The 15,300-nt window shown below is 67.2% G+C and carries 9 protein-coding genes; 5 read left to right on the top strand and 4 right to left on the bottom strand.

Features of this window, described 5'->3' with window-relative positions:
* Positions 1-38: 38 nt before the first annotated feature.
* The 3 genes from DFO63_RS13410 (at position 39) to murD (ending at position 5,452) form a co-directional block, all read left to right on the top strand.
* Positions 39-2,633: a bifunctional aspartate kinase/diaminopimelate decarboxylase gene (locus DFO63_RS13410; protein ID WP_049447218.1), complete on the top strand. Its 2,595-nt coding sequence runs from the start codon at positions 39-41 to the stop codon at positions 2,631-2,633.
* 76 nt (positions 2,634-2,709) lie between these two features.
* Positions 2,710-4,062, top strand: coding sequence for a UDP-N-acetyl-alpha-D-muramoyl-L-alanyl-L-glutamate epimerase (murL, locus tag DFO63_RS13405; RefSeq protein WP_049447216.1), 1,353 nt, complete (start codon positions 2,710-2,712; stop codon positions 4,060-4,062).
* Positions 4,043-5,452, top strand: coding sequence for a UDP-N-acetylmuramoyl-L-alanine--D-glutamate ligase (gene murD / locus DFO63_RS13400; RefSeq protein ID WP_119007182.1), 1,410 nt, complete (start codon positions 4,043-4,045; stop codon positions 5,450-5,452). The genes murL and murD overlap by 20 nt, the downstream gene beginning before the upstream one ends.
* Before the next feature lie 60 nt (positions 5,453-5,512).
* On the opposite strand, the gene DFO63_RS13395 is transcribed toward murD, so the two are convergent.
* On the bottom strand, positions 5,513-6,100 hold the full coding sequence (locus DFO63_RS13395) for an SMI1/KNR4 family protein (protein WP_049443878.1): 588 nt from the start codon (positions 6,098-6,100) through the stop codon (positions 5,513-5,515).
* Positions 6,101-6,233: 133 nt separating this feature from the next.
* Between DFO63_RS13395 and DFO63_RS13390 the strand changes: the two genes are divergently transcribed.
* Positions 6,234-7,025 carry a dienelactone hydrolase family protein gene (locus tag DFO63_RS13390; RefSeq protein WP_049443876.1) on the top strand — a complete coding sequence of 264 codons (792 nt, stop codon included), beginning with the start codon at positions 6,234-6,236 and terminating at the stop codon, positions 7,023-7,025.
* Positions 7,026-7,121: 96 nt separating this feature from the next.
* On the opposite strand, the gene DFO63_RS13385 is transcribed toward DFO63_RS13390, so the two are convergent.
* A complete protein-coding gene (locus tag DFO63_RS13385) occupies positions 7,122-8,120 on the bottom strand; it encodes a polyprenyl synthetase family protein (protein ID WP_119007181.1) in 999 nt (332 codons plus the stop codon).
* 214 nt (positions 8,121-8,334) lie between these two features.
* On the opposite strand from DFO63_RS13385, the gene DFO63_RS13380 reads away from it, so the two are divergent.
* On the top strand, positions 8,335-9,948 hold the full coding sequence (locus tag DFO63_RS13380) for an alpha-glucosidase family protein (RefSeq protein WP_049443872.1): 1,614 nt from the start codon (positions 8,335-8,337) through the stop codon (positions 9,946-9,948).
* Positions 9,949-10,184: 236 nt separating this feature from the next.
* Here the strand turns inward: DFO63_RS13380 and DFO63_RS13375 are convergent, their stop codons facing one another.
* Together DFO63_RS13375 and DFO63_RS13370 are read right to left on the bottom strand one after the other, a co-directional pair.
* Complete coding sequence (locus DFO63_RS13375) at positions 10,185-12,941, bottom strand: TonB-dependent receptor (protein ID WP_182474424.1); 2,757 nt, start codon at positions 12,939-12,941, stop codon at positions 10,185-10,187.
* A gap of 251 nt (positions 12,942-13,192) precedes the next feature.
* Complete coding sequence (locus tag DFO63_RS13370; RefSeq protein WP_182474430.1) at positions 13,193-15,244, bottom strand: glycoside hydrolase family 97 protein; 2,052 nt, start codon at positions 15,242-15,244, stop codon at positions 13,193-13,195.
* Between the last annotated feature and the right edge of the window lie 56 nt (positions 15,245-15,300).

Here is a 15,300-nt window from a genome sequence, read left to right as displayed (position 1 = left end):
CCCAGGGGCGGCTTCCCCACATTCTACATAGCCAATCCATGTCAGCTTCCCCCCTTGTCGATCGTTGGATCGTACTGAAGTTCGGCGGCACTTCGGTGTCGCGTCGTCACCGCTGGGACACGATCGGGAAGCTGGCGAAAAAACGCGCGGAAGAGACCGGCTCGCGCGTGCTGGTGGTGGTGTCGGCGCTGTCCGGGGTCACCAACGAACTGACCGCGATCGCCGATGGCGCGCCGGACAGCCGTGATCGCGTGGCCGCGCTGGTCGAACGCCATGAAGGCTTCCTGGTCGAACTGGGCCTGGGCCGCGAAGTACTGGCCGAGCGCCTGGCGGCGCTGCAGGGCCTGCTCGACGACCCGCGTGCGGCCACCCGTCCGCTGCAGTGGCAGGCCGAAGTGCTGGGCCAGGGCGAGCTGTTGTCGTCCACGCTGGGCGCGGCCTATCTGCACGCTTCGGGCCTGGACATGGGCTGGATGGATGCCCGCCAGTGGCTGGACGCGATGCCGCCGCAGCCGAACCAGAGCGACTGGTCGCAGCGCCTGTCGGTGAACTGCCAGTGGCGTGCCGATGCGGAGTGGATGCAGCGCTTCCGCGCGCAGCCGACCCGCCTGCTGATCACCCAGGGTTTCATCTCGCGGCATGCCGATGGCGGTACCGCCATCCTCGGCCGTGGTGGCTCGGATACCTCGGCGGCGTACTTCGGCGCGCTGCTCGGCGCCAGCCGCGTGGAGATCTGGACCGACGTGCCGGGCATGTTCAGTGCCAACCCGAAGGATGTGCCGGACGCGCGCCTGCTGACCCGCCTGGACTATTACGAGGCGCAGGAAATCGCCACCACCGGCGCCAAGGTGCTGCACCCGCGCTCGATCAAGCCGTGCCGCGATGCCGGCGTGCCGATGGCCATCCTCGATACCGAGCGCCCGGAACTGCCGGGCACCAGCATCGACGGCAGTGCTGCACCGGTACCGGGCGTAAAGGCGATCAGCCGCCGCAACGGCATCGTGCTGGTGTCGATGGAAGGCATCGGCATGTGGCAGCAGGTCGGCTTCCTGGCCGATGTGTTCAACCTGTTCAAGAAGCATGGCCTGTCGGTCGACCTGATCGGTTCGGCCGAAACCAACGTCACCGTGTCGCTGGATCCGTCCGAGAACCTGGTCAACACCGATGTGCTGGCCGCGCTGTCGGCCGACCTGTCGCAGATCTGCAAGGTGAAGGTGATCGTGCCGTGCGCGGCGATCACCCTGGTTGGCCGTGGCATGCGTTCGCTGCTGCACAAGCTGTCGGACGTGTGGGCCACCTTCGGCCGCGAGCGCGTGCACATGATCTCGCAGTCGTCCAACGACCTGAACCTGACCTTCGTCATCGACGAAGCCGATGCCGATGGCCTGCTGCCGATCCTGCACGCCGAGCTGATCGACAGCGGTGCGATGCCGGTGGAAGAAACCGAAGTGTTCGGCCCGCGCTGGCGCGAGATCGCCGGCACCGTGCGCCCGCGTGGCACGCCGTGGTGGCGGGGCCAGCGTGCGCACCTGCTGCAGCTGGCCGACGCCGGTACGCCGCGCTACGTCTACCACCTGCCGACCGTGCGCGCCCGTGCCCGCGCGCTGGCAGCGATCAAGCCGATCGATCAGCGTTACTACGCGATCAAGGCCAACAGCCACCCGGCCATCCTGCAGCTGCTGGAAGCCGAGGGCTTCGGCCTGGAGTGCGTCTCGCACGGCGAGCTGAAGCATGTGTTCCAGCACCTGCCGGAACTGTCGCCCAAGCGCGTGCTGTTCACCCCCAGCTTCTGCCCGCGCAGCGAGTACGAAGCCGCGTTCGCGCTGGGCGTGACCGTTACCGTCGACAATGTCGAAGCACTGCAGCGTTGGCCGGACCTGTTCCGCAACCGCGAGCTGTGGCTGCGCGTGGATCTGGGCCGTGGCGAAGGCCACCATGCCAAGGTCCGTACCGGCGGCAAGGACTCCAAGTTCGGCCTGCCGATCGCCCGCGTCGATGAGTTCGTGCGCGCGGCCACCGATCTGGGCAGCCGCGTGGTCGGCCTGCATGCGCACCTGGGCAGCGGCGTGGAAACCGCGCAGCACTGGCGCCTGATGTGCGATGAGCTGGCCGGCTTCGCCCGCCGCATCGGCAGCGTGCACACCATCGATATTGGCGGTGGCCTGCCGATTCCGTACAGCGACGAAGACGAGCCGTTCGACCTGGACGCCTGGGCCGAGGGCCTGGCCGAGGTCAAGGCGCTGCATCCGGCGTTCCGGCTGGCGATCGAGCCGGGCCGCTACCTGGTGGCCGAGTCCGGCGTGCTGCTGACCCATGTCACCCAAGTGGTGGAGAAGGATGGCGTGCGCCGTGTTGGCCTGGATGCTGGCATGAACGCACTGATGCGGCCGGCCCTGTACGACGCCTGGCACGACATCGAGAATCTCAGCCGCCAGGGCGGCTATGCCGAAGCCGCGTTCGACGTGGTCGGCCCGATCTGCGAATCCAGCGATGTGTTCGGCAAGCGCCGCAAGCTGCCGGTGTCGACCGCGCCGGACGATGTGATGCTGATCGCCGACGCCGGCGCCTACGGCTATTCGATGGCCAATACCTACAACCAGCGGATGCTGCCGCGCGAAGACGTGATCGAATGACCACCGCGCGCGCCCTGCACCCGCCCACCGACACGCCCCGCGCCATCGCGCGGGCCCGTGCCTGACCGGATACACCATGACTGCTTTCGACAAACACCAGGTTTCCCGCTTCCGCTTCGTCCGCTGCGAATTCGCCGCGGATACCGGCGTGGCCAGGCTGGTTTACGCCTTTGATGACGGCCCGGAGATGGTGGAAACCATCACCGTGCCGGGCGCCCCGTTCGTGCTCGACGAAGCGCGTAGCGCCGCCGTGCAGCGCGCGCTGCAGCTGCTGCACCTGATCGCCGGTGTCAGCTACTACAAGGCGGGCGTGCCGGAGACGGTCAGCATCGACAGCTATGCCATCGATGCCGATACCGCTGCGCTGGTGGAGACGGTCTACCTCAACGGCCTGGGTGAGTTTGCGTACCGCAACGGCCTGAACCTGCGCGGGCGCTTCCGCCTGCCGGTGCAGGGCGACGCGGTGCAGGCGCCGGTGCTGGGCCTGCAGCCGCACGCGCTGGTGGCCATCGGTGGCGGCAAGGATTCGCTGGTCAGCATCGAAGCGCTGCGCCGTGCCGGCGTGGACGAGACGGTGACCTGGATCGGTGGCTCACAGCTGATCCGCGCCTGTGCCGAGCGTACCGGCCTGCCGACGCTGAACCTGGGTCGCGCGCTGGCGCCGGAACTGTTCGAGCTCAACCGCCAGGGCGCCTGGAACGGCCATATCCCGGTCACCGCGGTGAACTCGGCGATCATGGTGCTGGCCGCGCTGCTGCAGGGCGTGGACCAGGTGGTGTTCTCCAATGAGCGTTCGGCCAGTTACGGCAGCCAGATTCCGGGCACCGGCGAAGTGAACCACCAGTGGTCCAAGGGCTGGGCGTTCGAGCAGGCGTTCGGCAGCCATGTGCAGACGCACGTGGCGGCGGACCTGCAGTACTACTCGCTGCTGCGCCCGATGTCCGAGCTGGCGGTGGCCCGCCAGTTCGCCAAGACCGATTTCTACGACGCGCACTTCTCCAGCTGCAACCGCAACTTCCACATCCTCGGCGAGCGTCCTGTGAACCGCTGGTGCGGCGTCTGCCCGAAGTGCCATTTCGTGTTCCTGGCGCTGGCCCCGTTCATGCCCAAGACGCGCCTGGTGCGCATCTTCGGCCGCAACCTGCTGGACGATGCCGAGCAGGCCGGCGGCTTCGACGCGCTGCTGGAGTTCCAGGACCACAAGCCGTTCGAGTGCGTGGGCGAAGGCCGTGAATCGCGCGCGGCGATGGCGACCCTGGCGCAGCGCCCGGAGTGGAAGGAAGACGTGCTGGTGAAGCGCTTCTGCAATGAGATCCAGCCGCAGCTGGATGCCGCCGAACTGGAACTGGCACCGCTGCTGCAGCTGCAGGGCGAGCACCGCGTTCCGGCTGCGCTGTGGGAACGGGTGCGTGAAGATTTCGAAGCTTGAAGGAAAGCGCGTCGCGCTGTGGGGCTGGGGCCGTGAGGGCCGCGCCGCGTTTGCGGTGCTGCGCGAGCGCCTGCCCACGCTGCCGCTGAGCCTGTTCTGCCCGGCGGCCGAAGTGGAGGCCGCGCGTGCGGAAACACAGGGCGTGCTGGACGTGCGTGGCGAGCCTTCCGCTGAAGCGCTGGCCGCGTTCGACGTCGTGATCAAATCGCCCGGCATCAGCCCCTACCAGCCGGTCGCGCTGGCGGCGGCGGGGCAGGGCACCACCTTCATCGGTGGCACCGCACTGTGGTTTGCCGAGCATGCGGGTGCCGATGGCATCGTGCACGACACCGTGTGCGTGACCGGCACCAAGGGCAAGAGCACCACCACCGCGCTGGTCGCGCACCTGCTGCGTGCGGCCGGCCACCGCACCGGCCTGGTCGGCAACATCGGCCTGCCGTTGCTGGAAGTACTGGATCCGCAGCCCGCGCCCGAGTACTGGGCGGTGGAACTGTCCAGCTACCAGACTGGCGAAGTGGCGCGCAGTGGCGCCCATCCGCAGGTGGCGGTGGTGCTGAACCTGTTCCCGGAGCACCTGGACTGGCACGGCAGCGAGCAGCGTTATATCGAGGACAAGCTGCGGCTGGTGACTGAAGCCGCACCGCGCATCGCCGTGCTCAACGCCGCCGATCCGCACCTGGCCGCGCTGTCGCTGCCCGACAGCGAAGTGGTCTGGTTCAACCAGCCGCAGGGCTGGCACATGCGCGGCGACATCGTGCATCGCGGTGAGCAGGCCGTGTTTGATACCCGCAACACGCCGCTGCCGGGCCGCCACAACCGTGGCAACCTGTGCGCGGTGCTGGCCGCGCTGGAAGCGCTGGGGCTGGATGCCGCGGCGCTTGCGCCGGCGGTGCAGGACTTCCGTCCGCTGCCCAACCGCCTGCAGCGCATCGGCGTGGCCGATGGCCTGACCTACGTCAACGATTCGATCAGCACCACGCCGCATGCCAGCCTGGCCGCGCTGGAGTGCTTCGCCGGCCAGCGCATCGCGCTGCTGGTGGGGGGGCATGACCGTGGCCTGGACTGGACCGATTTCATGCAGCACATGGCGCACGATGTGCCGCCGGTGGAGATCGTGACCATGGGCAGCAACGGCCCGCGCATCCACGCGATGCTGCAGCCGCTGGCTGATGCCGGCCGCTTCGGCCTGCATGCAGCCGCTGACCTGCCCGAAGCGATGGCGCTGGGACGTGCCGCGTTGGGCGCGCAGGGCGGGGTGGTGCTGCTGTCGCCGGGTGCGCCGAGCTTCGGCGCTTACCGTGACTACGTGGCGCGTGGCCGTCATTTCGCCGAGCTGGCCGGGTTTGACCCGGACAGCATCAGCGCGATTCCCGGGCTGGGTATCGTTTGAAGGTAGTGCCGGCCGCTGGCCGGCAACCTCCGGAGAAATTCATCCACGCATGGCGTGGATCTACTGTTCCTCGTCGATGAACGCGTAGTCGCCGTCAATCAGCTGCTGCAGGTACGCATCGAAGCTGGGCGCGATGACTACGTAGCTGTCTGGATCGTGCAGGTAGCGCACCACCTGGCCGACCGTGCCGCCCGGTGCCGGGTCGAAATCCAGGTACAGCATCGACGTGCCGCCGTTGTTCATGCAGTGCGAGAAACACAGTCGGCGGTTCATCGGCAGATCGGCGTCGATGCCGGCGCCGAGAATGTCCGGCTCGTCATCCAGCCACTCTTCGTAGATGGAACGAATGCTGTCGTCCCACTGCTGCTGGTCCTCGAAGATCTGCGCGACCGAGCGCAGGTAGTACGGGTAATCGCCCACATCTGAACCCAGCATCAGCACGCAGACCTCACCGCCGGGATACTCGCGGAAATGGGTGCCATCCACGCGCGACAACAATTCCATCAGGCTGTCCGGCACCTGCGGCCACTGCGCACGCAGGCGCTGCAGGTCTTCGGCGCTGGCGCCCTGGATCCAGGCCCACTGGGCGGCATCATCGGCAGGCAGACGCGGAACAAGGCCAGACAGGAAGCGATCAACAAGATTCATGCGAAAAAAGGGGACGGAGGGGATTAAGTCGTATCCAACCACACCTGCGTCACGCCGCCAATGCAGAATGCGACGCGGGAGGGGCGAATACGGCTTAATCCCCTCCGTCCCCTTTTTCTTGCGGAGCAGGCGCATGAATCGTTGGCGATGCGGTGTGGCGGTGATGCTGGGGCTGGCGGCAATGCCGGCGTGGGCGGCGATGAAGACGCAGCCGGTGGAGTGGAAGCACCAGGGCACGACCTTCAGTGGCGTGCTGGTCTATGACGATGGTGGGCACGACAAGCGCCCGGGCCTGGTGATGGTGCCGAACTGGAAGGGCGTGAACGAATCGGCAGTTGAGAAGGCCAAGCAGCTGGCCGGCGATGACTATGTGGTGCTGGTGGCCGATGTGTACGGCAAGGGCGTGCGGCCGAAGACCGATGCCGAGGCCGGGCCGGTGGCCAGCAAGCTGCGCAATGATCGGCCGCTGCTGCGTGCCCGCGCGCTGGAAGCGGTGAACGTGCTCAAGGCGCAGGCCGGCAAGGCGCCGCTCGATGCCAGCCGGATCGGTGCAGTGGGCTTCTGCTTCGGCGGCACCACGGTGCTGGAGCTGGCCCGTGCCGGTGCGCCGCTGGCCGGTGTGGTCAGCCTGCACGGCGGGCTGGGTTCGCCGCTGCCGGCGCAGGCCGGTGGCAGCCACCCGTCGGTGCTGGTGCTCAACGGCGCCGACGACAAGAGCGTGACCGCCGAGGACATCGCCGGTTTCCAGAAGGAAATGAACTCCGCCAAGGTCGACTGGGAATTCACCAACTACAGCGGTGCGGTGCACTGCTTCGCCGAGCGCGATGCCAACAGCCCGCCGGGCTGCCAGTACAACGAGCGCGCGGCCAAGCGCGCGTGGAAGGCGCTGGATGAGTTCTTCGAGGAGCGTTTCGAGAAACGCTGATCCGTGCCGCGGTAGTGCCGGCCGCTGGCCGGCAACCTCATGGCGCTGCGGATGTCATCGGAAATGCCGGCCAGCGGCCGGCACTACCGGATGCGGTCAATGCGAGCGCTGCACCGCGTAACGGGCCAGGCCACGCAGGGCGGCAACCGCATCGTTGTCGGCCAGACCGTCCAACGCGCGCTCGGCGGCTTCGGCATATTCCTCGGCACGCGCGCGGCTGTACTCCAGGCCGCCCGTGGCGCGGATCGCGGCCAGTACTTCCGGCATCGCCGAGGCATCGCCGTCCTGCACGATGGTGCGCAGGCGCTCGTGGGTGGCGTCGTCGGAGTGGGCCATCGCGTGGATCAGCGGCAGCGTGGCCTTGCCCTCGGCGAGGTCGTCGCCCAGGTTCTTGCCCAGTTCCTCGGCGTTGGCCGAGTAGTCCAGCACGTCGTCGGCGATCTGGAACGCGTAGCCCAGGTGCATGCCGTAGTCGAACAGGGCCTGCTGGGTGGCTTCATCCACGCCGCTTGCCAGCGCGCCCAGGCGGGTACCGGCAGCGAACAGCACCGCGGTCTTGCGCTCGATCACGCGCAAGTAGGCGGCTTCGTCGGTATCCGGGTTGTGCACGTGCAGCAGCTGCAGCACTTCACCCTCGGCGATGCGGTTGGTGGCATCGGCCAGGATCTGCATCACCGACATGCGCTCCAGCTCGACCATCAGCTGGAAGCTGCGCGAGTACAGGAAGTCGCCGACCAGCACGCTGGGTGCGTTGCCCCACAGCGCGTTGGCGGTGCTGCGGCCGCGGCGCAGGCTGGATTCGTCCACCACGTCATCGTGCAGCAGGGTGGAGGTGTGGATGAATTCGATGATCGCCGCCAGCTGGTGGTGGTCCGGGCCGGCCTGGCCGACCGCGTGGCCGGCAAGCATCACCAGCATCGGGCGCAGGCGTTTGCCGCCAGCGGAAATGATGTGGTCGGCGATCTGGTTGATCAGCACGACGTCCGAGGACAGCCGGCGCCGGATCAGGGCGTCGACGGCGGCCATGTCGGCCGCGGCAAGCGACTGGATCTGGGGCAGGCCCAGGGCGGGACGGGTGTCTTCGGTGATGGTCATGCGATCAGGCTTTCAGGCTCACCGCCGATTATAGGCGCTGGCCGTGAATTCGGGCGCAAACCGGCCCGAGCGGCATTTCCAGCCTGGCCGGCGCGGCCGCCCGCGTGAATACGTATGCAGGTTGCGCCATGCCCGGGAGGCCCCCGCTAAGCTTGCCGGATCAGGATTTCGGCCCGCTGCCGGCGGGTCCCGCATGCCCGGAGGGGGGCTGTCGATGTCGCACTATCCATGGTGGCGCGGAGCCGTCATCTACCAGATCTACCCGCGCAGCTACCTCGACGCCAACGGCGATGGGGTGGGCGACCTGCCGGGCATCATCGAGCGGCTGGACCACATCGCCGCGCTGGGCGTGGATGCGATCTGGATCTCGCCGTTCTTCAAGTCGCCGATGGCCGACTTCGGCTATGACATCGCCGACTACCGCGATGTCGACCCGCTGTTCGGCAGCCTGGACGACTTCGACCGCCTGCTGGCCAAGGCCCACGGCCTGGGCCTGAAGGTGATGATCGACCAGGTGTTGAGCCATACCTCGATCGAGCACGCCTGGTTCCGCGAGAGCCGCCAGGACCGCAGCAACCCGAAGGCGGACTGGTACGTCTGGGCCGACCCGCGTGAGGACGGCACCCCGCCCAACAACTGGCTGTCGCTGTTCGGCGGCTGCGCCTGGCAGTGGGAGCCGCGCCGCGAGCAGTACTACCTGCACAACTTCCTGGTCGACCAGCCGGACCTGAACTTCCATCACCCGGACGTGCAGCAGGCGACCCTGGACAACGTGCGCTTCTGGCTGGACCGCGGCGTGGATGGTTTCCGCCTGGATGCGATCAACTTCTGCTTCCACGACGCGCAGCTGCGTGACAACCCGGCCAAGCCCGCCGACAAGCGGGTGGGGCGCGGCTTCAGCCCGGACAATCCGTACGCCTACCAGTACCACTACTACAACAACACCCAGCCGGAGAACCTGCCGTTCCTGGAGCGCCTGCGCGCGCTGCTGGACGAGTACCCGGGGGCGGTCAGCCTGGGCGAGATCTCTTCGGAGGACTCGCTGGCCACCACGGCCGAGTACACCCGCGATGGCCGCCTGCACATGGGCTACAGCTTCGAGCTGCTGGTGGACGACTACAGCGCGGCCTACATCCGCGATACGGTCTCGCGCCTGGAAGCGGCGATGACCGAAGGCTGGCCGTGCTGGGCAGTTTCGAATCACGACGTGGAGCGGGCGGTCAGCCGCTGGGGCGGCCACCCGGCCGACCCGCGCCTGGCGCGGATGCTGGTGGCGATGCTGTGCTCGCTGCGCGGCTCGGTCTGCCTGTACCAGGGTGAAGAGCTGGGCCTGGCCGAGGCGGAGGTACCGTTCGAGGCCCTGCAGGACCCGTATGGCATCACCTTCTGGCCGAACTTCAAGGGCCGTGACGGCTGCCGTACCCCGTTGCCGTGGACCGATGCGCCGCTGGCCGGCTTCACCACCGGCCAGCCGTGGCTGCCGATCCCGGCCGAGCACCGCGCCGCGGCGGTAGCCGTGCAGGAACGCGACCCAGGCTCGGTCCTGGCCGCGTTCCGGGCGTACCTGGCCTGGCGGCATACCCAGCCGGTGCTCCTGCATGGCAGCATCCGATTCATCGAAAGTGCCGAGCCAGTGCTGCTGTTCGAGCGTATGCTTGCAGATGAAACCCTCCTGCTGGCCTTCAACCTGTCGGCCGAGGCGGTGAGCCATCCGCTGCCGCCGGGCAACTGGCAGCAGGTGGCGGTGCCGGGCCCGGAAGCGGGCACGGTGCAGGGCAATGAACTCCAGCTGCCGCCGCGTGCGGTGTATTGCGCCCGACGCAGCTGACCGTTTTCTCCGGTGGCGGTACTTGCGGGGACGGGGCCGAAGCGCCCCGTCCCTTTTTTGTGGGTGGGCTTCCGGCGAAAGGCATCCACGCATGGCGTGGATCTACGGGTTGGGGCGGCGCTGGGTAGATCCACGCCATGCGTTGATGTGCATTCGTGCAAAAGAAAACCCGCTGCCTGCGCAGCGGGTTTCCGATGAGTTGTTGCCGGCCAGCGGCCGGCACTACCCGGTCATGGTCAGAACTTGTAGTTCACGCCCAGCATGTAGGTGCGGCCCCATTCGATGTACTCCAGCGGGCGGTCCTTGCTGCCGGCGTAGGTGCGGTACGGCTCGTTGGTCAGGTTGCTGCCCTGCAGCAGCAGGGTCAGGCCACGCAGGGTGCTGCTGTCGCTGAAGGTGTAGCTGACCTGCGCATCGGTCACGTTCTCGCCGACGACGTAGCGCAGGCTGCGGTTGCCGTTGAAGTTGCCGATCTCACCGATGAAGTCCGAACGGCGGCGCTGGCTCACGCGTGCCTCGAAGCCACTGCGCTCGTAATAGGCGGTGAAGTTGTACACGCGCTTGGACAGGCCCGGCAGGCTGATCGGGTCACTACCCACGCTTGAGGCACTCTCCGGATCCAGGATGGTGATGTCGCTCTTGTTGAAGGTCGCGCTGGCCTGCACGCCGAAGCCACGCAGGCTGTCGGTCAGCATCTCCAGCGGGAACGATGCGGTCAGTTCCAGGCCCTTCAACGTGCCGCCCTTGCCGTTTTGCGGCGCGGAGAAGGTGCCGGTGGTCAGCACCGGCGCCGTCATGCCCGGCGGCGGCACGTAGCTGCCCAGCAGTGAAGTGAAGTCGTAGTTGTCGACCGACTGGGTGTAGACGTAGCTCTTCAGGTCCTTGTAGAAGATCGCGGCGGCCACGTAGGCCTTCTCGCCGAAGTACTTCTCATAGGACAGGTCCAGCGCGGTGGCACGCCACGGGTCCAGCAGCGGATTGCCGCCACTGCCGCCCGGCCGGCCGGTACCGGTGTCCACGCCGAACTCCAGGCCGGCGCGCATCTGGTCCACGCGCGGGCGCGCGACCTGCTTGGCGGCGGCGAAGCGCAGCGTCTGCTGGTGCGGGAACATGAAGGCCAGGTTCAAGCTCGGCAGCCAGTCGTTGTAGGTACGGCCGTTCGAATACGGCTGCACGTTGTTGCCGGCCGACTGCGAGCTGTCCCAGTAGCGCGAATCCGAACTCTGGTCGGTGTGCTGCATCTGCACGCCGATGTTGCCGCGCACGCCCACTTCACCGATGTCGGTGTTGATGTTCAGGCGCGCCCAGGCGGTGGTGATCTTCTCTTCGACCGTCCACGACTTGGGGATCAGGTAGTCCAGGTTGTCGACCGGATTGAAGGTCATGTAGCGGCCCACTGCGGCCGGTACGTTCCAGGCCGGGATGGTGCCCAGGCCGGCAAAGCCCAGGTCGACCGGGCGGTACTGCAGGTCCGAGGCGATGTTGGCGTCGCCCTGTGCGCCGAGCAGGATGTTGCCTTCGGACTGGGTCTTTACCTTGCGGCGGTCGGCGTAGTTCACACCGATGTCGATATCCGGCGCCCACGAGGCGATGGCATCGGGCAGGGCGATGGTGGCGGCCAGCTTGCCACCCTTCAGGCGATCTTCCACCTTCGGCACCTTGCCGTAGCCGGAACCGTAGATGGTGTTGGTCAGGAACAGGGCGTCGGGGTTGGAATAGTTCAGCCCCGGGCTGATCTGCGAGAACCCATCCTGGCGGATCGTCACGCCGATCGTATCCAGCTGCGGCATCGGGGTCAGCTGCAGGTTGTTTTCCAGGTTCAGCTCATCGCGCGTGGCCTTGGAGTAGTTCAGGTCGGCGACCAGCTTGACGCCGCCGAAGTTGAACTCGTTGTTCCAGCCGAACGCATCGATCTTGTCCTTGCGCTTGTTGTACATGCCGCGCACCAGCGGATACACGCCGCTGGCGGTACCGCCGGTGAACGAGCCGTTGGCGTTGATCTGCGGGTTGCTGACCAGCAGGCCCGGGGTGTAGTTGCCGTTGTAGTTGCTGAGGTTCAGCTCGAACTGGTTGGCGGTGTCGATCTGCTCGGCTTCGGTGTGGAACGCATCGAAGGTGCTGGTCCAGCTGTTGTTCGGGCGGAACTGGATGGTGGCCATCACGCCGTCGCGCTTGTTGTTGCCGGTGCGGCGCAGCGCCTTGATGCCATCGGAGAAGTAGGTGCCGGCGGCAACGCCAGGACGGTTGCCCTTGTCGGTGTGCTCGGTGGTCCACGGCTCGTACAGGCCGACCTGGTTCTCCTGGATCGGCATGTCGCTGTGCGCGTAGCCGATGGCGATGCCCAGGGTCTTGTCCAGGAACTGGTCGATGTAGCTTGCACTGAAGCGGTTGCCATACGGATCGACGTTGGCAGCGCGGCCCAGCGAACTCTTCTGGTAACGGCCGCTGACGGCGATCACGCGCTCGCCGAAGCTGAGCGGGCGTGCGGTCTGCATGTCGATGGTACCGGACAGGCCCTGGCCGACCAGCGCGGCATCCGGGGTCTTGTACACGGTCACGCCGTTGACCAGCTCGGACGGGTACTGGTCGAACTCAACGCCGCGGTTGTCGCCGGTGCTGACCACTTCCCGGCCATTGAGCAGGGTGGTGGCGAAGTCCGGCGACAGGCCGCGCACGCTGATCACCTGCGCACGGCCCGCCACACGCTGGGCTGCCAGGCCGGGCAGGCGCGAGATGGATTCGGCGATGCTGACGTCTGGCAGCTTGCCGATGTCTTCGGCAGAAATCGCTTCGACCACCGAGGTGGCGTCCTGCTTGACCGCGATCGCGCTCTCGATGCCGCGGCGGATGCCGGTGACCTGCACCGTATCCAGGTTGGTGGCGGCGGTGCCGGCCGGCGTGGTGGTGCTCTGCGTGGACTGTGCCGACGCCAGCGTCGGCGCCAGGACAACGGCCAGCGCGATGCTCAGCGCGCTGCGCTTGTGGTTCAACATTTTCCCCTCCCAGGCAATGTTGCAGATCGATTCGTGGACGTCCCGGCGTGACCGTGGACGTGCGACGCGGTGGCCGCTGTCGTCGCCGCTATGGTAGGCAGCGCGTTCTTCGCGGGAATCACCCTGCATACGTATTCAATGGCGTTTGCAGGGTTGTAATCGCTTTCAAGTACCTCGTGCGGTAGTGCCGGCCGCCGGCCGGCAATCACGATCACCGGGTTGCCGGCCAGCGGCCGGCACTACCGGTGCATTCAAAGCGGCGTGAAACGAATGGCCTGCCCACCACCTGGTGCCAGCACCAGCGTCAGTGCATCGGCGCTGGTCACCTCGCGGGTTTCACGCAGGAACGCGAACGGATTGCTGCGGAAATCCGCGCCCTCGCCATCGCGGTAGATCTCGGCGCGATAGCGCACGCCTGGCTCCAGGAAGCCCAGCGACACCGGCAGCACGCGGCCGTGTTCATCCGTGATGCTGCCAAGGAACCAGTCGCGGCTGTTGCGGTCGCGGCGCACGATCGTCACGTAGTCGCCCACTTCGCCATCAAGCACCCGGCTCTGCTCCCAGTCCACCGCGACGTCCTCGATGAAGCGGAACGCCTCGCGATGCTGCAGGTAGTGCTCGGGCAGGTCGGCGGCCATCTGGATCGGGCTGTACAGCACCACGTACAGCGCCAGCTGGCGGGCCAGCGTGCTGGGAATGGCCTGGCCGTGGCGGCCCTTCAGGCTGAGGATGCCGGGGGTGTAATCCATCGGCCCGGCCAGCATGCGGGTGAACACCAGGTTGACCTCGTGCTCCGGTGGGTTGGGCGGCTGGCCCCAGGCGTTGTACTCCATGCCGCGCGCGCCTTCGCGCGAGATCCAGTTGGGGTAGGTGCGGCGCAGGCCGGTGTCCTTGATCGGCTCATGCGGGTTCACCGACAGGTGCCGGCGCGCGGCCTCCTGCACCACCTTCAGGTGGTGGCGGGCCATGAATTGGCCGTCGTGCCACTCGCGCCACAGCGGGCCACCGGCCGGATTGAGGCGGTCGACCTGGCCGTCGTCGCAGACGTAGCCGGTCTTGAACTGGTCCACGCCCAGCCGCGCATACAGGTCCAGTGCGGCACCCAGCTGGTCCTCGTAATGCTCGATGGCACAGCCGGTCTCGTGGTGGCCGATCAGATGCACGCCCTTCTTCAGGCCATACGCTGACAGCGCTTCGATATCGAAGTCCGGCGTGGCGCGCGTGAAGTCGAAGTCGTAGCCGTTGCCGACCCAGTTGCCATCCCAGCCCGGGTTCCAGCCTTCCACCAGTACGCCACGGAAGCCGTGTGCGGCGGCGAAGTCGATCACCTTCTTCGTCCTGGCAGTGGTGGCCGCGTGCTTCGGGCCGGTCGCCCAGCTCTCATTGTCCAGGTGCATCGACCACCACACGCCCAGGTACTTGGCCGGCTTCACCCAGCTCACATCGCCCAGCGCATTGGGCTCGTTGAGGTTGAGGATCAGGTCCGATTCGACCAGGCCTCCGGCGCGGTCGGCGATCTGCAGCGTGCGCCAGGGCGTGGCAAAGGGCAGGGCACGGCGCACCTTCCAGCCTTCGGCGGAGGGCGACAGCTGCGCGCGCAGGCGTTGTCCTTCCGTGCGGCGCAGCCACATCCCGGCATAGTCCACCAGCGCGGCCTCGTGGATCGCCACGTGCAGGCCATCGCGGCTGCGCAGGGTCATCGGCGTATGCACCAGCGGCACCTCGCGCAGTGGCGTGCGCTGGTACAGGTATTCGTAGTGGATCGGTTCGCCGGCGGGAATCCACCAGGCGGTGGAATCCTGCGCGATGGCGAACTCGGTCAGCTCGTCATCGATGATCGCTTCGTGCAGGTTCGGCTGCTCGGGGAACACATAGCGGAAGCCAACGCCATCGTCGTAGACGCGGAACACCACGTCCAGCCGCCGCTTGCTGCCGGTGGTTTCGGCCAGCTGTACGGTCAGCTCGTTGAAGTGGTTGCGGGTGAGCCGGCGCTCGCCCCACGGCTGCTCCCAGCGGTCATCGACGCTGCGCCGCTGCTGGCCAAGCAGGGCGAAATCGCGGTCCAGGCGGCCGTCACGCAGGGCGAAGCCGAGCTTCGAATCCTCCACCACGGGCTCGTCGAAACGCTCGACGCGATAGCGGGCTGTGCCGCCGTCCAGCACGAGACTGACCTTGAGTATCTTGCCCGGTGACTCGACGCTGGCCACCTGTGGCGTGGCCTGTGCCAGCGTGGCCCAGACCAGCAGGGCCAGACCGAGCAGGTGCGCGATTGCCGCGCGTACAGCAGTGGGTGACATCGGCAGTTCCCCTCCCAAGGCGTCGTTGGCAGACCCGGACCATAAGCCAGTGCGGCAGGCGC

The sequence above is a fragment of the Stenotrophomonas sp. AG209 genome, from assembly GCF_003550055.1.
Classification (GTDB): domain Bacteria; phylum Pseudomonadota; class Gammaproteobacteria; order Xanthomonadales; family Xanthomonadaceae; genus Stenotrophomonas.
This window is presented reverse-complemented; position numbering and strand designations above follow the sequence as displayed.